18 protein-coding genes are annotated in these 22,049 nt (G+C 56.8%); 4 read left to right on the forward strand and 14 right to left on the reverse strand.

The genetic code is table 11. The annotated features are described in order from the left end of the window. Window positions 1-69: 69 nt before the first annotated feature. The 3 genes from gntT to gntX form a co-directional block, all read right to left on the reverse strand. A complete protein-coding gene (gntT, locus tag ACOTX7_RS07270) occupies window positions 70-1,386 on the reverse strand; it encodes a gluconate transporter (RefSeq protein ID WP_047353755.1) in 1,317 nt (438 codons plus the stop codon). A 366-nt stretch (window positions 1,387-1,752) separates the two neighbouring features. Continuing rightward, window positions 1,753-2,328 carry a Fe-S biogenesis protein NfuA gene (nfuA, locus tag ACOTX7_RS07275; RefSeq protein WP_221256566.1) on the reverse strand — a complete coding sequence of 192 codons (576 nt, stop codon included), beginning with the start codon at window positions 2,326-2,328 and terminating at the stop codon, window positions 1,753-1,755. A gap of 61 nt (window positions 2,329-2,389) precedes the next feature. Further along, window positions 2,390-3,070, reverse strand: coding sequence for a DNA utilization protein GntX (gene gntX, locus ACOTX7_RS07280; RefSeq protein ID WP_205925168.1), 681 nt, complete (start codon window positions 3,068-3,070; stop codon window positions 2,390-2,392). Window positions 3,071-3,106: 36 nt separating this feature from the next. On the opposite strand from gntX, the gene bioH reads away from it, so the two are divergent. Further along, entirely contained in the window at window positions 3,107-3,889 is a 783-nt protein-coding gene (gene bioH / locus ACOTX7_RS07285; RefSeq protein WP_213828245.1) for a pimeloyl-ACP methyl ester esterase BioH, read from the forward strand. Here bioH and feoC read toward each other — a convergent pair. The 5 genes from feoC to greB all read right to left on the reverse strand — a co-directional run bounded on the left by feoC (window position 3,864) and on the right by greB (window position 9,917). Beyond that, the gene (gene feoC / locus ACOTX7_RS07290) at window positions 3,864-4,100 is read right to left on the reverse strand and encodes a [Fe-S]-dependent transcriptional repressor FeoC (RefSeq protein ID WP_000157581.1); all 237 of its coding nucleotides are present in this window, start codon (window positions 4,098-4,100) and stop codon (window positions 3,864-3,866) included. The genes bioH and feoC overlap by 26 nt on opposite strands. A 12-nt stretch (window positions 4,101-4,112) precedes the next feature. Continuing rightward, entirely contained in the window at window positions 4,113-6,431 is a 2,319-nt protein-coding gene (gene feoB / locus ACOTX7_RS07295) for a Fe(2+) transporter permease subunit FeoB (RefSeq protein WP_221256565.1), read from the reverse strand. Between the two features lie 30 nt (window positions 6,432-6,461). After that, window positions 6,462-6,689, reverse strand: a complete 228-nt coding sequence (gene feoA / locus ACOTX7_RS07300) for a ferrous iron transporter A (RefSeq protein WP_003861611.1) — start codon at window positions 6,687-6,689, stop codon at window positions 6,462-6,464. Window positions 6,690-7,025: 336 nt separating this feature from the next. After that, the gene (locus ACOTX7_RS07305) at window positions 7,026-9,356 is read right to left on the reverse strand and encodes a Tex family protein (RefSeq protein ID WP_221257181.1); all 2,331 of its coding nucleotides are present in this window, start codon (window positions 9,354-9,356) and stop codon (window positions 7,026-7,028) included. An 87-nt stretch (window positions 9,357-9,443) separates the two neighbouring features. Next, window positions 9,444-9,917: a transcription elongation factor GreB gene (gene greB, locus ACOTX7_RS07310; protein ID WP_000856689.1), complete on the reverse strand. Its 474-nt coding sequence runs from the start codon at window positions 9,915-9,917 to the stop codon at window positions 9,444-9,446. A 228-nt stretch (window positions 9,918-10,145) separates the two neighbouring features. Here greB and ompR point away from each other — a divergent pair, with 228 nt between their 5' ends. Together ompR and envZ are read left to right on the forward strand one after the other, a co-directional pair. Further along, window positions 10,146-10,865 carry a two-component system response regulator OmpR gene (ompR, locus tag ACOTX7_RS07315; RefSeq protein ID WP_001157751.1) on the forward strand — a complete coding sequence of 240 codons (720 nt, stop codon included), beginning with the start codon at window positions 10,146-10,148 and terminating at the stop codon, window positions 10,863-10,865. After that, on the forward strand, window positions 10,862-12,208 hold the full coding sequence (envZ, locus tag ACOTX7_RS07320; protein ID WP_003861615.1) for a two-component system sensor histidine kinase EnvZ: 1,347 nt from the start codon (window positions 10,862-10,864) through the stop codon (window positions 12,206-12,208). The genes ompR and envZ overlap by 4 nt, the downstream gene beginning before the upstream one ends. 87 nt (window positions 12,209-12,295) lie before the next feature. Here the strand turns inward: envZ and pckA are convergent, their stop codons facing one another. The 5 genes from pckA to ACOTX7_RS07345 all read right to left on the reverse strand — a co-directional run bounded on the left by pckA (window position 12,296) and on the right by ACOTX7_RS07345 (window position 18,494). Continuing rightward, window positions 12,296-13,915 carry a phosphoenolpyruvate carboxykinase (ATP) gene (pckA, locus tag ACOTX7_RS07325; protein ID WP_047353760.1) on the reverse strand — a complete coding sequence of 540 codons (1,620 nt, stop codon included), beginning with the start codon at window positions 13,913-13,915 and terminating at the stop codon, window positions 12,296-12,298. A gap of 391 nt (window positions 13,916-14,306) precedes the next feature. Further along, on the reverse strand, window positions 14,307-15,191 hold the full coding sequence (gene hslO / locus ACOTX7_RS07330; RefSeq protein ID WP_006812239.1) for an Hsp33 family molecular chaperone HslO: 885 nt from the start codon (window positions 15,189-15,191) through the stop codon (window positions 14,307-14,309). 18 nt (window positions 15,192-15,209) lie between these two features. Continuing rightward, window positions 15,210-15,611 carry a ribosome-associated heat shock protein Hsp15 gene (gene hslR / locus ACOTX7_RS07335; protein WP_006812238.1) on the reverse strand — a complete coding sequence of 134 codons (402 nt, stop codon included), beginning with the start codon at window positions 15,609-15,611 and terminating at the stop codon, window positions 15,210-15,212. Beyond that, complete coding sequence (yrfG, locus tag ACOTX7_RS07340; protein ID WP_006812237.1) at window positions 15,608-16,291, reverse strand: GMP/IMP nucleotidase; 684 nt, start codon at window positions 16,289-16,291, stop codon at window positions 15,608-15,610. Before yrfG ends, hslR begins: the two co-directional genes overlap by 4 nt. Before the next feature lie 64 nt (window positions 16,292-16,355). Then, window positions 16,356-18,494 carry an intracellular growth attenuator family protein gene (locus ACOTX7_RS07345; protein ID WP_221256563.1) on the reverse strand — a complete coding sequence of 713 codons (2,139 nt, stop codon included), beginning with the start codon at window positions 18,492-18,494 and terminating at the stop codon, window positions 16,356-16,358. A gap of 327 nt (window positions 18,495-18,821) precedes the next feature. On the opposite strand from ACOTX7_RS07345, the gene nudE reads away from it, so the two are divergent. Continuing rightward, the gene (gene nudE / locus ACOTX7_RS07350; protein WP_003861622.1) at window positions 18,822-19,382 is read left to right on the forward strand and encodes an ADP compounds hydrolase NudE; all 561 of its coding nucleotides are present in this window, start codon (window positions 18,822-18,824) and stop codon (window positions 19,380-19,382) included. A 93-nt stretch (window positions 19,383-19,475) separates the two neighbouring features. Here the strand turns inward: nudE and mrcA are convergent, their stop codons facing one another. Beyond that, a complete protein-coding gene (gene mrcA, locus ACOTX7_RS07355) occupies window positions 19,476-22,028 on the reverse strand; it encodes a peptidoglycan glycosyltransferase/peptidoglycan DD-transpeptidase MrcA (protein WP_006812234.1) in 2,553 nt (850 codons plus the stop codon). Window positions 22,029-22,049: the final 21 nt, after the last annotated feature.

Consider the following 22,049-nt stretch of genomic DNA (forward strand, 5'->3'; position numbering starts at 1 on the left):
CTCTCCCCAAAGGGGAGAGGGAATCGAATGTAGGCCGGGTAAGCGTCAGCGCCACCCGGCTTTTTTACATCAAACCACCATATTCAACAGCAGCACCCCGACCAGGCCGCACACCGAAATAATGGTTTCCAGCGCGGACCAGGACTTGATGGTTTCACCGATGGTCAGGTTGAAGTACTCCTTGAACAGCCAGAAGCCCGGATCGTTCACGTGAGAGAAAATCACGCTACCGGAACCGACCGCGATAACCATCAGTTCAGGGCTGACGCCGGTGGTGGCAATCAGCGGCGCAACAATGCCGCCCGCGGTAATCGCCGCAACGGTCGCAGAACCCAGCGCAATACGCAGCACCGCGGCAATAGACCAGGCCATCAGGAGCGGCGATACGTTGGTTTCATGCATCATGGCGGCGATGTATTTGTCCACGCCGCTGTCGACCAGCACCTGCTTGAACGCGCCGCCGCCGCCGATGATCAGCAGCATCATGGCAATGATTTTGATGGACGAGGTCAGCGTGTCGTTGATCTGATCCATGGAACGACCACGGTTAAGACCGAAGGTGAACATGGCGATCAGAACCGCAATCAGCGTTGCCATCACCGGGTCGCCCAGGAACTCCGCAACGGACAGGAACGCGTGGCCTTTCGGCAGAACCATTTCTGCTATGGCACGCATCGCCATCAGGATCACCGGCACCAGTGAAGTCCAGACGCTGACGCCAAAGCCAGGCATCTCTTCTTCCGTGAAGGTTTTGGCGCTGTACAGCCCTTCCGGGATAGGCTTATCGATGCCTTTCAGGAAGCGGGCATAAACAGGGCCAGCCAGAATTACCGTTGGGATCGCCAGAATCGTACCGAACAGCAGGGTTTTCCCCATATCGGCGTGGAAGATGGTGGCGATAGCCGTTGGACCCGGGTGCGGCGGCAGGAAGCCGTGGGTGACGGACAGCGCCGCAGCCATTGGCACACCCACGAACAGCAGCGGGATGTTGGCGGCAGCGGCGATGGTGAACACCAGCGGCAGCATCAGGACGAAGCCCACTTCATAGAACAGCGCAAAACCGACGGTAAAACCGGTTAACACGACTGCCCATTGAATGTTCTTCTTGCCAAATTTCTCGATCAGCGTGGTGGCAATACGCTGCGCGCCACCGCAGTCCGCGAGCATTTTACCGAGCATGGCGCCGAAGCCCATGATCAGCGCCAGGCTGCCGAGCGTACCGCCGACACCGGCTTTAATGGAGCTGATAACTTTAACCAGCGGCATTCCCTGCATCAGACCGACTGCAAGTGCCACCAGAACCAGAGCGATAAATCCGTTCATTTTGAAGCGGATCATCAAGAGCAGTAATAACACAACACCGATAGCGACGATGACTAATGGCATGATTGACCTGGCCTTTGAATTGTTATGGGTAACGTCATTGTTTCAACGACAAATTCCGGTTGTCCCAACTGGGAACAGAGTGTTAACGGCACTCATACTGATGCCTGCGAAAACATTAAGTTTAGTCGGCTGTTATAAGGGTGTTGAGTGCCCACGAGAATGATACGGGTAACATGCGGTGATTGAGAATCACCCAGGGAGGCAAAATTTGAATTATGAGACGCAGGTCAACATATAGAGGGGGAGCGGCGGGAAAATAAATGCCGGGTGGCAGCTACGCCTTACCCGGCGTACGATTCGGATGCAGTAACAGTTTTGTAGGCCCGGTAAGCGCAGCGCCACCGGGCAATACAGACGGGCACCGAATTAATAGTAAGAGTGCTCGCCGCGCTGGTGCTCGGTCAGATCGCGCACGCCTTTCAGTTCCGGGCATTCGTTCAGCAGCTGCTTCTCGATCCCTTCTTTCAGGGTCACATCGACCATGGAGCAGCCGTTACAGCCGCCGCCGAATTGCAGGATCGCCAGACCATCTTCGGTGATTTCCATCAGGGAAACACGTCCACCGTGGCCAGCCAGCTGCGGGTTGATCTGCGATTGCAGCAGATACTCCACACGCTCCATCAGCGGGGCATCGTCAGAGACTTTACGCATCTTCGCGTTTGGCGCTTTCAGCGTCAGCTGAGAACCCAGCTGGTCGGTGACGAAATCAATCTCCGCATCTTCAAGATACGGCGCGCTCAGCTCATCAACGTACGCGGTGAGCTGTTCAAATTTAAGGGCAGTGTCAGTTGCTTCCACAGCATCCGGAGGACAATAAGAGACACCACATTCTGCATTCGGAGTGCCTGGATTGATCACAAACACGCGGATCTGCGTCCCTTCTTCCTGATTTGCCAGCAGTTTGGCAAAGTGCGCTTGTGCAGAATCGGAAATACGGATCATAGCTTTGGCCTAATAGTTGACTAAATTACCTGGGTATAATCATACGCCCATTGGAGAAGGGCTACAAGGTACGGCACAGACACCATACCTGAACAGACGCGGCGCCGCTTTGCAAAAGCAGTCGGGAAAGTTCAGCCACGGTACTGCCCGTGGTGACGACATCATCCACAATCGCGATATGGAGGCCGTTGACCGGCAATTCAAGGCGAAAGGCGTTTTTCAGGTTCCTTTTGCGCGACCGGGCGTTAAGGCGGTGCTGAACGGCAGTGGCATGAATGCGTTTCAGCGCAGAGGCTGGATACCGGCAACCCAGCCAGTGGGCGAGCGGACGGCAGAGCAGGTCGCTTTGATTGTATCCGCGTCGCCAGTGGCGACGCTGAAACAGTGGCACGTTCACGAGCGTGTCGACCTGCGGCAGTCCGCGCGTTCTTCTCGCCTGCAATACCGCCAGTAATAACAGACGTGCCAGGGGCTGCGCCAGTGTAGTCTGGCTGGAAAACTTAAACTGATGAATCAGACGGCTCAGCGGCAAAACGTAGTCATCCACCGCCACCAGCGCGCTCCACGGCGGCGCTTTTTTAAGGCATCGGCCACAGGGCAGCGTCTGGCTTACGGCAGGCAAGCCGCATTGCGGACAGCCCTTCAGGTCACCCAGCGCTCGCGTGCAAACGGAACAGATGCCCCACGCGCTCAGCGTAAGTGGCATTCGGCATAGCCAGCACAAGCCGGGCACTGTTAGCATACGCAACCTCCATGTGAAAAAAGAGAACGTTAACTGATGAAGACGCTGTGGTGGCAGACCGTTGGGACGGGAAATTGTCATCTTGTGCTGCTGCACGGATGGGGACTGAACGCGGAAGTATGGCGTTGCATAAGTGAGGAACTGGCCTCGCAATTCACGCTACACCTGGTGGATCTACCGGGGTATGGCCGTAGCCACGGCTATGGCGCGATGACGCTCGACGACATGGCGGAGCAGGTTCTGGAAGCGGCGCCGCAAAAAGCCGTCTGGCTCGGCTGGAGCCTGGGCGGGCTGGTGGCAAGCCAGATTGCGCTGCGTCATCCTGAGCGGGTACAGGCGTTGATCACCGTTGCCTCATCACCCTGTTTCAGCGCCCGCGAGGCGTGGCCGGGCATCAAACCCGAGGTGCTCGCCGGGTTCCAGCACCAGCTGAGTGAAGACTTCCAGCGGACGGTGGAGCGTTTCCTGGCATTACAGACGATGGGAACAGAAACCGCCCGTCAGGACGCGCGGACGCTGAAGCAGACGGTGCTTTCTCTGCCGATGCCGGAAGTTGAGGTGCTGAACGGAGGGCTGGAGATCCTGAAAACGGTCGATCTGCGCGAGCCGCTGGCATCGCTGACGGTGCCGCATCTGCGTATTTATGGCTATCTGGATGGACTGGTCCCGCGCAAGGTGGTTCCGCTGCTGGATGCGCTGTGGCCGGAGAGTAAATCAATGGTGGTGGCCAAAGCGGCCCATGCGCCATTCATCTCTCATCCTGCTGAGTTTTGTTCGGCGCTGTCCGGTTTTATTAGCGAAGCGTCCACCACTCCCTGAGACAGGCTTTCCCTTCCGGGCAACGCTTACAACTGCCGGACAGACAACCGTCCGGCTCTTCCTGAATGCGCACGGCTTTCCCCATGGCCTCCAGCCTTTCCAGCATGGCATCGATCATCGGCTGCGGCGTATGCAGGCTGAGGCTGAGCTGCTTCGCCTCCATTCGCCCCTGCAACGCCAGTAAATCACGAACCTGAATCAACGATGCCATGTTCTTTTCCCCTTAGTGACAGTCGCCCGCAGGGCTGCTACAGCAGGTTGTCGGGGTTTTGCGCGTTGCCAGCAGGTTAACGTTAACGCGGCTACGCGCCCGGCGCAGCAGGCCAATCACCATCACGTTAAACAGGATCACCGCCAGAATACAGACCAGGCTGTAGCGCGGATGTTGACTGTAATTGACGGCCTGATAAAACACGGTCGCCAGCGAGTAGGCAATGTTCAGCCCCCACAGAATGGAGAAGCCCATCCAGCCGCGGCTGGACTCACGGGCAATGGCGCCCATGACCGAGATGCACGGAATATAGAGCAGGACGAAGATCAGGTAGCTGTAGGCCGCTGACGCGCTGCCAAATTTCTGGCCCATCACGCCCATTGCCCCGGTCGCCATTTCGCCGTCGCCTTTGCTGGCTTCAATCGGGTTCGCCAGTACGCTCAGACTGAAGGTGTCTTTCAGGCTCTGCCAGGTCTCTTCCATCGCGCCGAGCAGTTCATCCCCGAGGTGGAACGCAGCCGGATTAAACTCCTCTTCCTGAATGTTTTCCGCGGTGTAAAGCGTGTTCAGGGTGCCGACAACCACCTCTTTTGCCATTGCGCCGGTAAACAGGCCCACGGTTGCCTGCCAGTTGTCTTCCTGCACGCCAATCGGTTTGAAGACCGGCGTAATGACGCGGCTGACGGAGGCAAGGGCAGAGTCATTAATGTTGTCCGCGGCCTGGCCGCTCAGGGTGAAACTGTTCAGGGCGCTCAGGAAAATGCTGACCACCACAATCACCTTACCGGCGCGCAGAACGAAGCCCTTCAGGCGCTGCCATGTCTGAATAATCAGGCTTTTCAGATGCGGAACGTGATAAACCGGCAGTTCCATCACGAACGGCGACGCTTCGCCACGCATGATGGTGTGCTTCAGCATCAGGCCGGTGAGAATAGCCATCACGATACCCAGCACATACAGGGAGAAGACGGCCAGCGCCCCTTCCTGACCAAAGAACGCCGCGGCAAAGACCGCGAAGATCGCCAGTCGCGCGCCGCAGGACATGAACGGCGCCATCATGATGGTCATCAGGCGTTCGCGCGGGGCATCCAGCGTACGCGCGCCCATGACTGACGGCACGTTACAGCCGAAACCAACAATCAGCGGCACGAAGGATTTGCCCGGCAGCCCCAGCGCCTGCATCAGGCGGTCCATCACGAAGGCGGCGCGCGCCATGTAACCGGAATCTTCGAGGAAGGAGAGGAACAGGTACATCATGCCGATCTGCGGTACCAGCGGCAGGACGGTGTTGATCCCGCCGCCGATCCCCTGCGCAAGGAAGATGGTCAACCATTCCGGGAAGTGGAGGGTGTAGCCCAGCCACTGAATGCCGTGCACGAAAATAGCGACAGAGCCGCCATCAAAGATGGGTTGTAATGCGCCGCCGATGTTAATGGCGAGCAGGAACATCACGTACATCACCAGTAAAAAGATCGGCAAACCGAGGAAGCGGTTGAGCACAATCTTATCCACGGCGGCGGTGAAGCGGCTGGGTTCAGCGGTTAATGCATTGCTGACCACGTCACAGATAGCGGCGATGGCCTGATAGCGCGCATCTGCAATGTGCAGGGCCGGGTCATCCAGCTCGTCGCTCAGGCGAGCCTGTGCGACGTCCAGCTTATCCGCCGCATCGCCTGCGTAGGCGCGGCTGTAGATATCGCCTTCCAGCATTTGCAGACCAAGCCACAGGCGTTGTCTGGCGGGCATGCTGTTATCCATCTCCTGCGCCAGTTGTCTGGCTTCGCGCAGCAGCGGCTGGGCGTAGTGGACCAGTTCGACGTCGGCATTGCCCGTGTGGCGGTCAATCGCCAGCTTCAGGGCGTCAATGCCGCGCGCGCGGGTAGAAACCAGCGGCACCACCGGGCAGCCCAGACGGGCGGAGAGGGCATCGACGTCGATGCGCAGCTTTTGCTTCTCGGCGATGTCGAGCATGTTCAGCGCCACGATGCAGGGAATACCCAGCTCCAGCAGCTGTAACGTGAGATACAGATTGCGTTCGAGATTGGAGGCATCCACCACGTTGATGAGCAGATCCGCGTCGCCGCTCAGAATATAGTGGCAGGCAATCTGCTCATCGAGAGAGGTCTGGGAGGAAATCGTGGTGAGTGAATAGGTCCCCGGTAAATCAACCAGCGTGACCTGATTATCTGTCGTGGTGAACTGGCCTTCTTTGCGTTCAACCGTCACGCCTGCCCAATTTCCCACACGCTGGCGGGCGCCGGTTAACTGATTAAATAAGGTTGTCTTGCCGGAATTTGGATTGCCAATTAAGCCAATAGTTAATTTTTTCATTGTAGTAGACTCACTGAAACCGCTGGCTTGTTAACGGGATAAAGATTCAACTTCAATTAATGCGAGGTCTTTTTTACGCAGAACCAGATTAACGCGTCGGGTTTCGATATGAACCGGATCGCCCAACGGCGCAACGCGCACCACCTGGAATGATGAGCCGGGTAGCATGCCCAGTGACAGCAGCTTCTGCCGGTAGGCCGGGCTTATCTCACGGGTAAAACCGATAATTTTCCACGCACTGTCTGGAGTGAATTGCATAGCGCCTGATTCCACGAGAGGTTAAATAATCTACACTGCGATGATAATGAGAATAGTTTTTATCAGCAATAATAAAAATGTGACGGGATGTTGTTAATCGTATTAATTTGCGGTCTGCTTGACCTTGCTCAATATTTGCGAAATTGAGGTGAAAATAAAAAGAAGGGCATTTGTTAATGAGGTGATAAATAGCGGTTTAAATATGGATATGCAATCGGTTTCATATTTTACGATATAATTTTTCCCCTCACCCCGGCCCTCTCCCCAAAGGGGCGAGGGTATTCAAGTTCCCTCTCCCATTTGGGGAGAGGGTTAGGGTGAGGGGCATTTACAGCATTAGCGTTTCTTACCCATCGCCGCTGCCAGCGCATCCATCATTGCGCTGTTGCCCGCAGGCTGTGCGTCACGTCCGCGTGGCTTCGCGGCTTTCGCTGCCGGACGCTGCTGTTCACGGCCACCGCCATTACCGCCACGGCGCGCGTTAGTGTCGCCCGGCTGCTCGTCCAGACGCATGGTCAGGGCGATACGCTTGCGCTGGAGATCCACTTCCAGCACTTTCACCTTCACGATGTCGCCCGCTTTGACCACGGTGTGCGGATCTTCAACGAACTTGTCGGCGAGGGAAGAGATATGCACCAGACCATCCTGATGCACGCCGATATCCACAAACGCGCCAAAGTTGGTGACGTTGGTTACCGCCCCTTCCAGCACCATGCCCGGTAACAGGTCGTTCATGGTTTCCACGCCGTCAGCAAAGGTTGCGGTTTTAAACTCAGGACGCGGATCGCGGCCCGGTTTTTCCAGCTCTTTGATGATGTCAGTGACCGTCGGCACGCCGAACTGTTCGTCGGTGAAATCCACCGCTTTCAGGTTACGCAGCGCGCTGCTGTCGCCCATCAGATCTTTCAGCGCCTGCCGGGTAGCGGCCAGAATACGCTCAACCACCGGGTACGCTTCCGGGTGAACGGTAGAGGCATCCAGCGGGTTATCGCCGTGGTTGATGCGCAGGAAGCCCGCGCACTGCTCAAACGCTTTCGGCCCCAGACGGCTTACCTTCAGCAACTGCTGGCGGTTCTGGAACTGACCGTTCTCATCACGCCAGGCAACGATATTCTGCGCCATCATCCGGGTCAGGCCCGCCACGCGGGTAAGCAGGGGAACGGAAGCGGTGTTCAGGTCCACGCCGACGGCGTTAACGCAGTCTTCCACTACTGCATCCAGCTTGCGCGCCAGCTGCGTCTGGCTCACGTCGTGCTGATACTGGCCCACGCCGATGGATTTCGGGTCGATCTTCACCAGCTCCGCCAGCGGATCCTGTAAACGACGGGCAATAGAGACCGCACCGCGCAGGGAAACGTCCAGATCCGGGAACTCCTGTGCCGCCAGTTCTGAGGCGGAGTAGACCGATGCCCCCGCTTCGCTGACGATCACCTTCTGCGCCGTCACTTTCGGGAACTGCTTCTGCACGTCCAGGTAGAAACGCTCGGTTTCGCGGGATGCCGTACCGTTACCGATGGCAACCAGCTCAACGTTGTACTTCTCGCACAGCGCGGCGACGACGACAGCCGCTTTCGCTGCCTGACCGGTGTGTGGGTAAATGGTGTCGGTGGCAACCAGCTTGCCGGTGCCGTCAACCACGGCCACCTTCACGCCGGTACGCAGACCCGGATCGAGACCCATGGTGGCGCGCAGGCCAGCTGGCGCAGCCATCAGCAGGTCGTGCAGGTTACGGGCGAAGACGTTGATCGCTTCGTCTTCGGCGCGCTCGCGCACGGTGCCCATCAGTTCGGTTTCGAGGTGCATCAGCACCTTAATGCGCCAGGTCCAGCTCACCACGCCTTTGCGCCAGCTGTCCGCCGGGGCGTTGTTCAGGCGCAGACCGAGGTGATCGATAATGATCTGCTCGCAGTGGCTCTCTTTTGGCGGCTCATCAAACTGCGGATCGGCATTCAGGGAGAGTTGCAGCACGCCTTCGTTACGGCCACGGAACATCGCCAGCGCGCGGTGAGACGGTGCGGTAGAAATGGGTTCGTGGTGATCGAAGTAGTCGCGGAATTTCGCGCCTTCGTCCTCTTTGCCGGACACCACGGTGGAGACGATATGCGCATTCTTCCACAGGTAATCACGCACTTTGGCCAGCAGCGCCGCGTCTTCAGCGAAGCGCTCCATCAGAATGTAGCGCGCGCCGTCCAGCGCGGCTTTGGTGTCCGCTACGCCTTTGTCGGCGTCGATAAACCTGGCGGCTTCGGCTTCCGGGTCGTGAGACGGCTCGTTCCACAGCAGGTCAGCCAGCGGCTCAAGGCCGGCTTCGATAGCAATCTGCCCGCGCGTTCGGCGCTTCGGTTTGTACGGCAGATAGAGGTCTTCGAGTTCGGTTTTACTCAGGGTACCGTTAATGGCGCTTTCCAGCTCGCTGGTCAGCTTGCCCTGCTCGCCGATAGATTTGAGGATCGCCTGACGTCGGTCTTCCAGCTCGCGCAGATAGCCCAGTCGGGTCTCCAGGTTACGCAGCTGCGTGTCATCCAGACCGCCGGTGACTTCCTTACGATAACGTGCAATAAACGGCACGGTGTTCCCTTCATCAAGCAGGCGAACGGCAGCTTCTACCTGTTCGGCTCTGGCCTGAAGTTCACCCGCAATAATGCGGCAGAGCGACTCTTTCATCATGGTCAGTTCATCTTGTGGATCGAAAATCAGGGGGATAGTTATACGGGCTGACACCAAAAAATGCCAGCCGGGGAGGGCGCTCTCGGACTATTTAACATACTCGATTTCGTTGACGTACCAGCTTGCTTCACCGGCAGGCGTCTGAACGACGGCCAGGTCACCCACCTCTTTTTTCAGCAGGGCGCGGGCCATGGGTGAGTCGATAGAAATGTAATCCTTACGACCGAAAATTTCATCGTAGCCGACGATGCGAAAACGCAGGGTTTGGCCGTCGTCGTTTTCGATCTCCACCCAGGCGCCGAAGAAGACTTTACCTTCCTGCTGCGGGGAGTAATCGACAATTTTGAGATTCTCGAGGCACTTGGTCAGGTAACGTACCCGGCGATCGATCTCGCGCAGCCGCTTTTTATTGTACTGGTAGTCCGCATTCTCGCTGCGGTCGCCCAGGCTTGCTGCCCAGGTGACTTTTTTGGTCACTTCCGGACGCTCCTCGCGCCACAGGTAGTCCATCTCTTTTTTGAGTTTCTCGTACCCTTCACGGGTGATCAGGGGCGTTTTCATGGTGCAGCCTTCAATGCCGGTTAACTGTCTTTGCGCACAATACGTAGCGCACAGTGTAACAGACAAGATTAATAATGATTTATGTGATGAAATGAACAGATAAGCTGCTGTTAAATATGCTTTGTAACAATTTCGTCTAGAATTTATACCAGAATTTGCTGGTCGAACACGTGCACTTTTTTAGAATACGCTGTTCCAGGCCTATCCGAACCTTTGGGAGTACACACAATGCAAGAGAACTACAAAATTCTGGTCGTAGATGACGACATGCGCCTGCGTGCGCTGCTGGAACGTTATCTGACCGAGCAGGGCTTCCAGGTTCGTAGCGTCGCGAACGCGGAACAGATGGATCGCCTGCTGACGCGTGAATCCTTCCACCTGATGGTGTTAGACCTGATGCTGCCTGGCGAAGACGGGCTTTCCATCTGCCGACGTCTGCGCAGCCAGAGCAACCCGATGCCGATCATCATGGTAACGGCGAAGGGTGAAGAAGTTGACCGCATTGTCGGCCTTGAGATCGGCGCTGATGACTACATTCCAAAACCGTTCAACCCGCGTGAACTGCTGGCGCGTATTCGCGCCGTGCTGCGTCGTCAGGCGAACGAGCTGCCGGGCGCGCCGTCTCAGGAAGAGGCCGTCATTGCATTCGGTAAGTTCAAGCTGAACCTCGGCACCCGTGAGATGTTCCGTGAAGATGAGCCAATGCCGCTCACCAGCGGTGAGTTCGCGGTGCTCAAAGCGCTGGTCAGCCACCCGCGTGAGCCGCTCTCCCGTGACAAGCTGATGAACCTGGCCCGTGGTCGTGAATATTCCGCGATGGAGCGTTCTATCGACGTGCAGATCTCTCGTCTGCGCCGCATGGTGGAAGAAGATCCGGCGCATCCTCGCTATATTCAGACCGTGTGGGGTCTGGGCTACGTGTTTGTCCCGGACGGCTCTAAAGCATGAGGCGAATGCGCTTCTCGCCGCGAAGTTCGTTTGCCCGCACGCTGTTATTGATCGTCACCCTGCTGTTCGTCAGCCTGGTGACGACCTACCTGGTGGTGCTGAACTTTGCGATCCTGCCGAGCCTTCAGCAGTTTAATAAGGTACTGGCATACGAAGTGCGTATGCTGATGACCGACAAACTGCAACTGGAGGACGGCACGCAGTTGGTTGTTCCCCCGGCGTTCCGTCGGGAAATCTACCGTGAGCTGGGCATTTCTCTTTATTCGAACGAAGCGGCGGAAGATGCTGGCCTGCGCTGGGCGCAGCACTACGAATTCCTCAGCCAGCAGATGGCGCAGCAGCTTGGTGGCCCGACGGAAGTGCGCGTTGAGGTCAATAAAAGCTCACCGGTTGTCTGGCTGAAAACCTGGCTGTCACCCAACATCTGGGTGCGTGTTCCCCTCACCGAGATCCATCAGGGCGACTTCTCGCCGCTGTTCCGTTACACCCTGGCGATCATGCTGCTGGCCATCGGCGGCGCGTGGCTGTTTATTCGTATTCAGAACCGACCGCTGGTTGACCTGGAGCATGCGGCATTGCAGGTCGGCAAAGGGATTATCCCCCCGCCGCTGCGCGAGTATGGCGCGTCGGAAGTGCGCTCGGTAACGCGTGCGTTTAACCACATGGCGGCAGGCGTTAAACAGCTGGCGGATGACCGTACGTTACTCATGGCGGGCGTCAGTCACGATTTACGCACGCCGCTGACGCGTATCCGGCTGGCGACAGAGATGATGGGCGAGCAGGATGGTTATCTTGCAGAGTCCATCAACAAGGATATCGAAGAGTGTAACGCCATCATCGAGCAGTTTATTGACTACCTGCGCACCGGGCAGGAGATGCCGATGGAGATGGCGGATCTGAACGCGGTTCTGGGCGAAGTGGTCGCCGCCGAAAGTGGCTACGAACGTGAAATTGCGACCGACCTTCAGGCGGGCGAGATTCAGGTACGTATGCACCCACTTTCGATTAAACGCGCGGTGGCGAACATGGTGGTCAACGCGGCGCGCTACGGCAACGGCTGGATCAAAGTCAGTAGCGGTACGGAACTCAACCGCGCCTGGTTCCAGGTGGAAGACGATGGCCCGGGCATCAAGCCTGAGCAGCGTAAGCACCTGTTCCAGCCGTTTGTGCGTGGCGACAGCGCGCGCAGCACCAGCGGAACCGGCTTAGGCCTGGCGATTGTGCAGCGTATTGTGGATAACCATAACGGACTGCTGGAAATTGGCACCAGCGAGCGGGGTGGTTTGAGCATTCGTGCGTGGTTACCGGTGCCGGTTTTGCGGGGGCAGGTGAAAGAGAGTTAATTTCCCCTCACCCTAACCCTCTCCCCAAAGGGGAGAGGGGACTTTTACACTCTCTCCTTTGGGGAGAGGGCCGGGGTGAGGGGTTAATTACAGCTTCGGTCCCGCACTCACCAGCGCAGCACCCGCCGGGGTATCGGTATACTTCTCGAAGTTTTCGATAAACAGTTTCGCCAGCGATTCTGCCTTCTCACGCCACTGTTCCGGTGAACCGTAGGTGTTGCGCGGATCCAGGATACGCGTATCCACGCCCGGCAATTCTGTTGGGATCGCCAGATCGAACATCGGCAGCGTGAAGGTTTCGGCGTTATCCAGTGAACCATCCAGAATCGCGTCGATGATGGCGCGCGTGTCTTTGATGGAGATACGTTTGCCCGTACCGTTCCAGCCAGTGTTTACCAGGTACGCCTGTGCGCCGGATGCCTGCATGCGTTTCACCAGCACTTCCGCGTACTGCGTCGGGTGCAGCGACAGGAACGCCGCGCCGAAACAGGCGGAGAAGGTTGGCGTTGGCTCGGTCACACCGCGCTCGGTACCCGCCAGTTTAGCGGTAAAGCCGGAGAGGAAGTGGTACTGCGTCTGGCTGGCGGTCAGGCGGGAAACCGGTGGCAGCACGCCGAACGCATCCGCCGTCAGGAAAATCACCTTCGTGGCATGCCCCGCCTTCGACACCGGCTTCACGATGTTCTCGATGTGGTAGATCGGGTAAGAGACGCGGGTGTTTTCCGTTTTCGACGCATCGTCGAAGTCGATCGAACCATCGGCACGCACGGTGACGTTTTCCAGCAGCGCATCGCGGCGAATCGCGTGGAAGATATCCGGCTCTGCCTCTTCAGACAGGCGAATGGTCTTCGCGTAGCAGCCGCCTTCAAAGTTGAACACGCCGTCATCATCCCAGCCGTGTTCATCGTCGCCAATCAGACGACGTTTTGGATCGGTGGAAAGCGTAGTTTTACCGGTGCCGGAAAGGCCGAAGAATACTGCTACATCGCCTTTTTCCCCGACGTTCGCCGAGCAGTGCATGGAGGCGATTCCGCGCAGCGGCAGCAGGTAGTTCATGACCGAGAACATTCCTTTCTTCATTTCGCCGCCGTACCAGGTCCCGCCGATCAGCTGGATACGCTCGGTCAGGTTGAAGGCGATAAAGTTTTCGGAGTTCAGACCCTGCTCTTTCCACTGCGGATTGGTGCATTTCGCGCCGTTCATCACGATAAAGTCTGGGGTGAAGTCTTGCAGCTCTTCATCGGTCGGACGAATGAACATGTTCTTCACGAAATGCGCCTGCCAGGCCACTTCAGTGATAAACCGTACGGAAAGACGGGTGTCGGCGTTAGCGCCGCAGAACGCATCGATAATAAACAGACGCTTGCCGGAAAGCTGATGGGTGACAAGTCCTTTCAGATGCTGCCAGGTTTCCGGGGAGAGCGGTTTGTTATCGTTCTTCCCTTTGCCCTTATCAGCCCACCACAGCGTATCGCGGGTGGTATCGTCTCGGACGATATACTTATCTTTCGGCGAACGACCGGTAAAAATACCCGTATCGACGGCGATAGCACCAAGGTTCGTCAACACACCTCGCTCGTATCCTTCCAGTGCTGGATTGAGCTCTTCCTGATACAGCGTATCGTAATCGGGGTTGTAGACCACTTCCTGGACGTCGTGAATACCATAAGCCTTGAGATCTTGCGGGGTTAAACCATTAACACGCATATCACTGCTCCTTAGCCAATATGTACTGCCTGAAATTGTAGGGTTTTTCTGGGGATGTTAACCGCGACGGGGCTCATAGATTTACGTATCTGGTCAAAACCCTTACTAACGGAAAACGCTGCGACTCCAGTCACAGGGCGGGCAGATTATCGCAGGAATCGCTTTTTGGTTGGGGAAAATGTTCTTAAAAGGTTAAAGGTTGGTGATTTTATCGGAAGGAATGTGAATGTAATCGCATACATGTAAGAAAATTACGTAAGGGTTACATAGGGAAAACGATTCAGCTTGGGTGGGATATTTGCCCCTCACCCCAGCCCTCTCCCCAAAGGGGAGAGGGTGTTCAAGTTCCCTCTCACCTTTGGGGAGAGGGTTAGGGTGAGGGGAAATAGGTTTAATGAACCTGCGGATCCGCCGGGGAGGCGTTATTGCGGATCTCCGCGATATCCATCGAATTGAACACGTAGTGCGTACCGCAGTAATCACAGTGCATATCGATTTCACCGTCTTCCGCCATGATGCTGTCGATCTCTTCATCCGGCAGTGTTTTCAGGGCGCCCGCGCAACGCTCGCGAGAGCAGGTGCACTTAAATTCCACCGCCTGCGGATCGTAAACCGTCACCTCTTCTTCGTGATACAGACGCCACAGCACGTCGGTCGCCGACAGGGTGAACAGCTCTTCCGCTTTGATGGTTTCCGTCAGCGTTGCCAGATGCTCAAAATCATTGGTCTGCGCATCCTGTGCAGGCAGAACCTGGAGCAGCATACCACCGGCAGCAGGCTGGCCATCCACTTCACCGGTGCGGATGAACAGGCGGGTTGGCAGCTGTTCGGAACGCATGAAGTAATCTTCCAGGCAGGCGGCAAGCGTATCGCCCTCCAGACCGACAACGCCCTGATAACGCTCACCCTCTTCAGGCGAGATCGTGATAACCAGGTAGCCGTTACCGACCAGCGTTTTCAGATCGGCATTTTCAGGGATATCGCCCTGAACGCGCGCCACGCCGCGCATCTGTTGCTGGTTATTGCCGTTGATCACCGCCAGCGACATCGGGCCATCGCCCTGCAACTGTACGGTAATATCCCCTGCGAATTTCAGCGTGGCGGTCAGCAGGCTGGTGGCAACCAGCAGTTCGCCCAACAGGGTTTTCACCGGCAGCGGGTAGTTGTGGTTTTCCAGGATCTGTTTCCAGGTTTCGGATACGGTGACCAGCTCGCCGCGCACGGCGAATTGTTCAAACAGATAGCGGTGTAATTGGTCGTGTTGGGCCATTTTCATCTCTCGTGCAGGTGAGAATTACTCGTTCTCACCGTGTTTAAATTTCATCAGATCGCGGCGCTCTTTTTTGTCCGGTCGCCGGTCCGGGTGAGGCATGGTCAGCGCATTCATTTTGCGCGCCAGCGCGGTTTTCTCGCGCTTCTCTATGCTTTCGGCCGTCTCTTCATACAGCAAAACGGCTTCGGTTGCGGGCCGCCGTTGTTCGGTAATGGCTTTCACCACCACCGTTTTCTCATCGTTGCCCTGGCGAAGCGTTAACGTGGCATTCAGTTCAACCAGCTTGCTCGGTTTGCTGCGCTGACCGTTGTAATGCACCTTTCCGCCATCAACCATTTCACGGGCAAGGGCGCGCGTTTTGTAAAAACGGGCGGCCCACAGCCATTTATCCAGTCTTACCCCATCAGAGGGTTTTTCTTTCATGGCGTCTCCTTCACGGTGAGTGAGGGGATCATCCGGCGATAGTCGTTCAGCCCCGGATGTCGAAGATAGCTTTTTTCAGCCAGGCCGGAATCAGGATTGGTCACGCCCAGACAATAGCGAATGCCAAAAGCGGCCGCAGAATCCAGAATCGGCTCGCTATCGTCAATGAAAAGCGTCCGTTCCGGCTGTAAACCGGTCTCTTCCACCACGGCATGCCACAACCGCTGATCTTCTTTCGGATAACCAAATGTGTGGGTGGAAAGCAATAAATCAAGGTGTGAAGCAAGACCGGTATGTTCCAGCTTCACGGCCAGGTTATGGGGATGCGCATTCGTCAGCAAAATGCGGCGCTTACCGCAGGCTTTTAGCGCGTCCAGGAACGGAACCGTATCGTCGCGCAGTACGGCGCGTGCGCCCTGGGCGGTGGTCATGGCACAAATATCCAAACCGAGTCGCTCGCTCCAGTAATCAAGACAGTACCAGTTTAGCGTATGCTGCACCGCGCTATATTGCGAACGAATGAATTCCTGCGCTTCCGCCGGGGAGATCCCCTGCTGTTCACCGTATGTTTCCGGGACCAGCTTTTGCCAGAAATAGTTATCAAAGGCGAGATCAAGCAGCGTGCCGTCCATATCAAGCAGGACGGTATCGACCGCTTGCCAGTCGATATCAAGATGCATAAGGGGGAACTCCAGCCAGAAGAAACGTGCGCGACAGGGTAGCACAACTTGTCGCGCAGGGACGTTATCCGATCAGGCTCTCGGAAGAGGAGATCAGTTTCGGGTTAAGGCAATTTTCGTAGTAGGCCTGGATTTCTGCCAGCCGCGTGCGGGAACGCTGATAGCGGCGTACGGCCTGATAACCGTTCCAGACAATGCACGCCAGCATCGCAATCAGCAGCAGGGATGTCCCTACATAGCGCCACAGGCCAGCGCTATCCGGCATACGGTGCAGGCCGATATGACGCGTGCCGTTGGCGTCGGTAAAGAGGGTGGTGACGATCCCTTCCGCGCTGAATGGCGTCTGCATCAGCATCTGCGCCAGACGCTGGAATTCGCTCCATTGCTCCTGGGCAGGATAGTCATACAGCGAAACCTGCGGATAGGGTTGATCCACCAGGTCGCTGCCTTCATCGCTGGCAATCACAAATCCGCCTGGCGCCGGGCTGTTAAGCGCCTGAGCCGCACGGGTGGTTTCACGCATCACGAAGGGGGCGGTAGAGGTTGCCACCAGGTTATCCAGCGACTCGGCGCTGACCGGACGCAGAAGCACGTTCACCCCGTCCAGGCGTCCCGCTTCGGCGCGTTTCACCAGCGCGTCCCAGTCTTTGCTGTTACCGAGGTTGACCAGCGCGTTCTTCAGCCGGATACAGTCATCCTGAGCTGAGCAGAGATCCTCTGTTTTCAGGACGATTTCGCCAAAGTCATCCAGCAGCACCATGCCCGACTTCTGAATAGCAGAACGCAGGGCAGGGCTGACGCGAGAATCATCATCCGGTTTCGGATGGAGCTGGCGATTAATCGTCTGGGTAAGCGCGGTGGCCTTATTGACCACATCCGACTCCGGCAGCGGCAGCGGAGAGGCGTCATTCCAGATGATCTGAGAGCAGTCGAACGGCGAGAACGGTGAGTTCTGGCGCGTGTTCCAGGCGCCCGGCGTGTGGATATTACACATCCCGGTACCTTTCAGACGCAACGTATCCCCCACGCGTACCCCCGCTTCTTCAAGCTGCTGCACGCTGGTGGCTTCCACGGTTTGCGCCCCTTTGATCCACGACAGGGTAAATTTAATCGGCATATCCAGCGGCACGAAAAGCAGCAGCATGACGAAGATTAACGCGGCGCCACCGGCAATCACCGCGCTGCGGAGCCAGTGCTGAAGCGGGAAGTTTTTCACTTCGTCGTGCAGGGATAAGTAACGTCCCTGGCGTACAACGTGGCGGTCGAGATAAATATCAATATCCGTTTTGTGGCCCAAATCCTGCGCTATCCACGGCTGCCAGTGGCGCGGATAGATGAGATCGATGATCCCGAGCGAGATATTGTTGATATGTTCCTGATCGTTCTCGCCAAACAGTCCCCAGCGTTTTGGGGTTCCGCGTAGGCAGTGAATTTCGCGTAATGACGTTTTTGCTGGTGGGGCAAATATGCCCCACAGTCCGGCGGCCAGAAGCAGCACTGCGCCACCCGCGAGCCACGGAAAAAACACGTCCGGCGTCAGCAGGCAGATGAAAAAGAGCAGGAACGAGACGACAATCAGCACCGCTTCGCGAATGCCGTCCGGGCGGCTCAGAACGTACTCCTCATGCGTCTCCTGGCGGATGTTCAGCAGTTCAATCTGCTCAGTCTCTTCACCGCGAATAGAGGCCTGCGTTCCGCTCGCGCGTTCCAGCGCAAAGCGCGGCGCTTCCTGAACATATTCGCTCAGGGTATGACCATTCAGGGAAATAACCAGCGGCAACGTATCGGTATGGATAAGCTCAACGCTGTTTTCATCGTTAATATACTGCTCCCAGAAGGGGGGCAGGTGAACTTCAACAGAATCGAGATAGTAGCGCCACTTATTGGGATCGTCGGTGGTGATGCCGTAGCGGGTAATGGAGCGCGTCACGCACAGAACGGTGTCGCTTTGGGCGTTCAGATTGAGCGATACGGGGGCGGCGCTGGCGCCGGTAGGGCCAGGCGAAAGCCGGGATCGGTTCAGCGTGTCGAGATACTGCTCAACGGTACTGCGTTCCTCTGGCGAAAGCTTGCGCGTGTTTGCCCCGGCAAACGCGTTTAAAAAGGGCAGCCGATAACGGCGATGTACGCGGCGCCTGAATACCCACACCGCAATCGACGCGCAGGCCAGCACAGCAGCGAGAAAAATCAAAATGGTGCTCATGCTTTCCCCATCTTACTTATCTTCTTACAGGTGTTGTCAGTCGCACCTTTTGTACAATGAATGAGATTCTGTGGTCGGCTATCGGCAAGTATGGAGTCTAACTTGAGCATGTTGACGCGCATCCCAGTGACCGGTAATGATAACAAAGCCTGTTCCGGCGCGATATCAGCAAATTCCTGGAAACATTTCAACCTCTTGACATTTGTTTTGAAATGAGAATCACGTACAGTTACGTTGCATAAATGTAAATAAAGAGCAATTGACATTGCCGAAACCGTGCGGCGTATCGCACAATAAAGCCAGTTCACCCAGCAAAGACCCGTCAAGATGACCAAACCCTTACAAAAGCCCACCATTCTGAATGTTGAAACCGTCGCGAAATCGCGTCTGTTTAATGTCGAAAGCGTGGATCTGGAGTTCAGCAACGGTGTGCGTCGTGTTTATGAACGTATGCGCCCCTCCTCACGTGAAGCGGTGATGATCGTGCCCATCGTCGATGAGCACCTGATCCTCATCCGTGAATACGCCGTGGGCACCGAATCCTACGAGCTGGGCTTCTCCAAAGGACTGATCGATCCGGGCGAAACGGTGTTTGAAGCGGCAAACCGCGAGCTGAAAGAAGAGGTGGGGTTTGGCGCGAAAGAGCTGACGTTCCTGAAAAAACTGAGCATGGCGCCGTCCTATTTCTCCAGCAAAATGAACATTGTAGTTGCGGAAGATCTCTATCCTGAATCGCTGGAAGGAGACGAGCCGGAACCGCTGCCGCAGGTTCGCTGGCCGCTGGCTCATCTGATGGATTTGCTGGAAGATCCTGACTTTAACGAGGCGCGCAACGTGAGCGCACTGTTCCTGGTGCGGGAGTGGCTGAAGGGGCAGGGGCGTTTGTAGCGCCCCCATTAAAAACGGCAACCGAAGGTTGCCGTTTTGCATTGACGTTGTAGCCGGGTCAGGCGTAGTCGCCACCCGGCTTTTTTGTTGGCGTCAGAACAGTTCGTGCGTCTCGCCGTTATCGATGATCTCTGTACCCACCTCATGCACTGCCTGCGTGGTTGGCTGAGTGCCCTCGATGAAATACTCTGCACGGCTGTTACCACCATTCGCGAGCTGTCCGGTGCTGCGGTCGATATTTACCGTCACCACGCCCGGTGGTGGCGTTAGCGGCTGCTCTGGTACGCCCTCGAGAACGGCTTTCATGTACGCATCCCAGGCAGGTTGCGCACTCTTCGCGCCGCCTTCGTACCCGGAAATCTGATCTTTAATCGCGCCAGAGGCGGTGGTGCGTCCCAGATCGCGGCGGTGATCGTCAAAACCAATCCAGACAGAGGTGACAACGCCCGGGCCATAACCTGAGAACCAGGCATCTTTCGAACTGTTGGTTGTCCCGGTTTTGCCGCCGATATCGTGGCGCTGCAAATCGCGGCCCGCTCGCCAGCCGGTGCCTTGCCAGCCCGGTTCGCCAAAGATGTTGGTGTTCAGTGCGCTCTTAATCAGGAACGACAGCGGCGTGCTGATCACGTGCGGGGCATACTCCTGCGCGCCACTCTGGGCGACCAGCGCCTGATTGGCCTGTTCCAGCTGAGGCTGCGGCACCGCCAGATTCTGACGTTCCTGCGAGATCGCCACATCTTCCATATCCTTGTTTTCCAGGACATTGGATTTTGGCGTGTCGCCGTAAATCACCGGAATATCGCATTCAGGGCAGGCAATTTTCGGTTTCGCTTCAAACAGCACGCCGCCCTGATCGTTCTCGATTTTGCTGATGAAATACGGATCGACCAGGAAACCGCCGTTCGCCATCACCGAGTATCCACGCGCGACCTGGAGCGGCGTAAAGGACGCGGAGCCGAGCGCCAGAGATTCGGTATGAACGATGTTTTGCGCCGGGAAGCCGAAGCGTTGCAGATACTCTGCCGCATAATCAACGCCCATCGCACGCATCGCGCGAACCATAACCACGTTCTTCGACTGACCAAGCCCCTGACGAAGACGGATAGGGCCAGCGTATTGCGCCGGAGAGTTCTTCGGCTGCCAGTCAGATCCCGCACCGGCATCCCAGCGGGAGATTGGCACGTCGTTGAGAATGCTGGCGAGCGTCAGACCCTTATCCATCGCCGCGGTATACAGGAACGGTTTGATGTTCGAACCGACCTGACGCAGCGCCTGGGTCGCGCGGTTAAACTTGCTCTGGTTGAAATCGAACCCGCCAACCAGCGCCATCACGGCACCGTTTTGCGGATTGATAGAGACCAGAGCCGAGTTGACGTCCGGCACCTGCGCCAGCCACCAGGCATCACCGACCTGACGCACCCAGATTTGTTGTCCGGTTTGTACCACATCGGTCACTTTGCGCGGCGTAGGCCCCTGAAGGGTGTCAGAACGGTACGGACGCGCCCAGCGGACACCTTCCATGCGCAGCGATACGGATGTGCCATCGGCCATCATCGCTACCGCTTCCTGTGGATCGGCCTGGGTGACTACCGCCGGACGCAGCGGGCCATAGGTCGGCAGCGCTTTCAGGGAATCAGTGATTTTTTTGCTGTCCCAGGCGCCTTCGCCCACTTTCCACAGCACGTTGGACGGGCCGCGATAGCCGTGACGCATATCGTAATCCATCACGTTATTACGCACCGCCTGCTGGGCAGCCTGCTGCACCTTTCGGGTCACGGTGGTATAGACGCGATAGCCATCTTCATACGCTTTATCACCGTAGCGACTCACCATCTCCTGGCGAACCATTTCAGTGAGATACGGTGCAGAGAAGGCGATTTCCGGCGCATGGTAATTGGCGTCAATAACGTCGCTGCGCGCCTTATCGTACTCAGCCTGGCTGATGTAGCCTTCGCTCAACATACGCGACAGCACAACGTTACGGCGCGCGGTGGCGCGGTCCAGCGAGTAGAGCGGGTTAAACGTGGATGGCGCTTTTGGCAGACCGGCAATGGTCGCCATTTCGCTCAGCGTGAGCTGATCGATCGGCTTACCAAAGTAGACCTGAGCCGCTGCCCCAACGCCATAGGCGCGGTAGCCCAGATAGATCTTGTTGAGGTAAAGCTCCAGGATCTCGTCTTTGCTCAGCAGTTGCTCAATGCGGATCGCGAGGAACACCTCTTTGATCTTACGCATCAACGTCTTTTCCGGGCTGAGGAAGAAGTTACGCGCCAGCTGCTGGGTAATGGTACTTGCCCCCTGAGAGGCATGACCGGAGAACAGCGCCACGCTTGCCGCACGGAAAATACCGACCGGATCGACACCGTGGTGCTCGTAAAAACGGCTGTCCTCGGTGGCGATAAACGCCTTCACCATCACGGGTGGAATTTGATTTAAGGTCAGAGGGATACGACGTTTCTCGCCGTATTGCGCCATCAGTTCACCATCGGCGCTATAGACCTGCATAGGGATCTGAAGCCGCACATCACGAAGCGTGGCGACGTCAGGGAGTTGCGGCTCGACATATTTGTACAAACCAATAATCGAGCCTGCTCCCAGCAGAATGCAACAGACTGCAAGGATCAATAAATACTTTACGAACTTCACCGGAGATTTCCCATTTGGTTT

Origin of the sequence: Enterobacter cloacae complex sp. IR5418 (assembly GCF_049238105.1) — a bacterium.
Classification (GTDB): domain Bacteria; phylum Pseudomonadota; class Gammaproteobacteria; order Enterobacterales; family Enterobacteriaceae; genus Enterobacter; species Enterobacter hormaechei.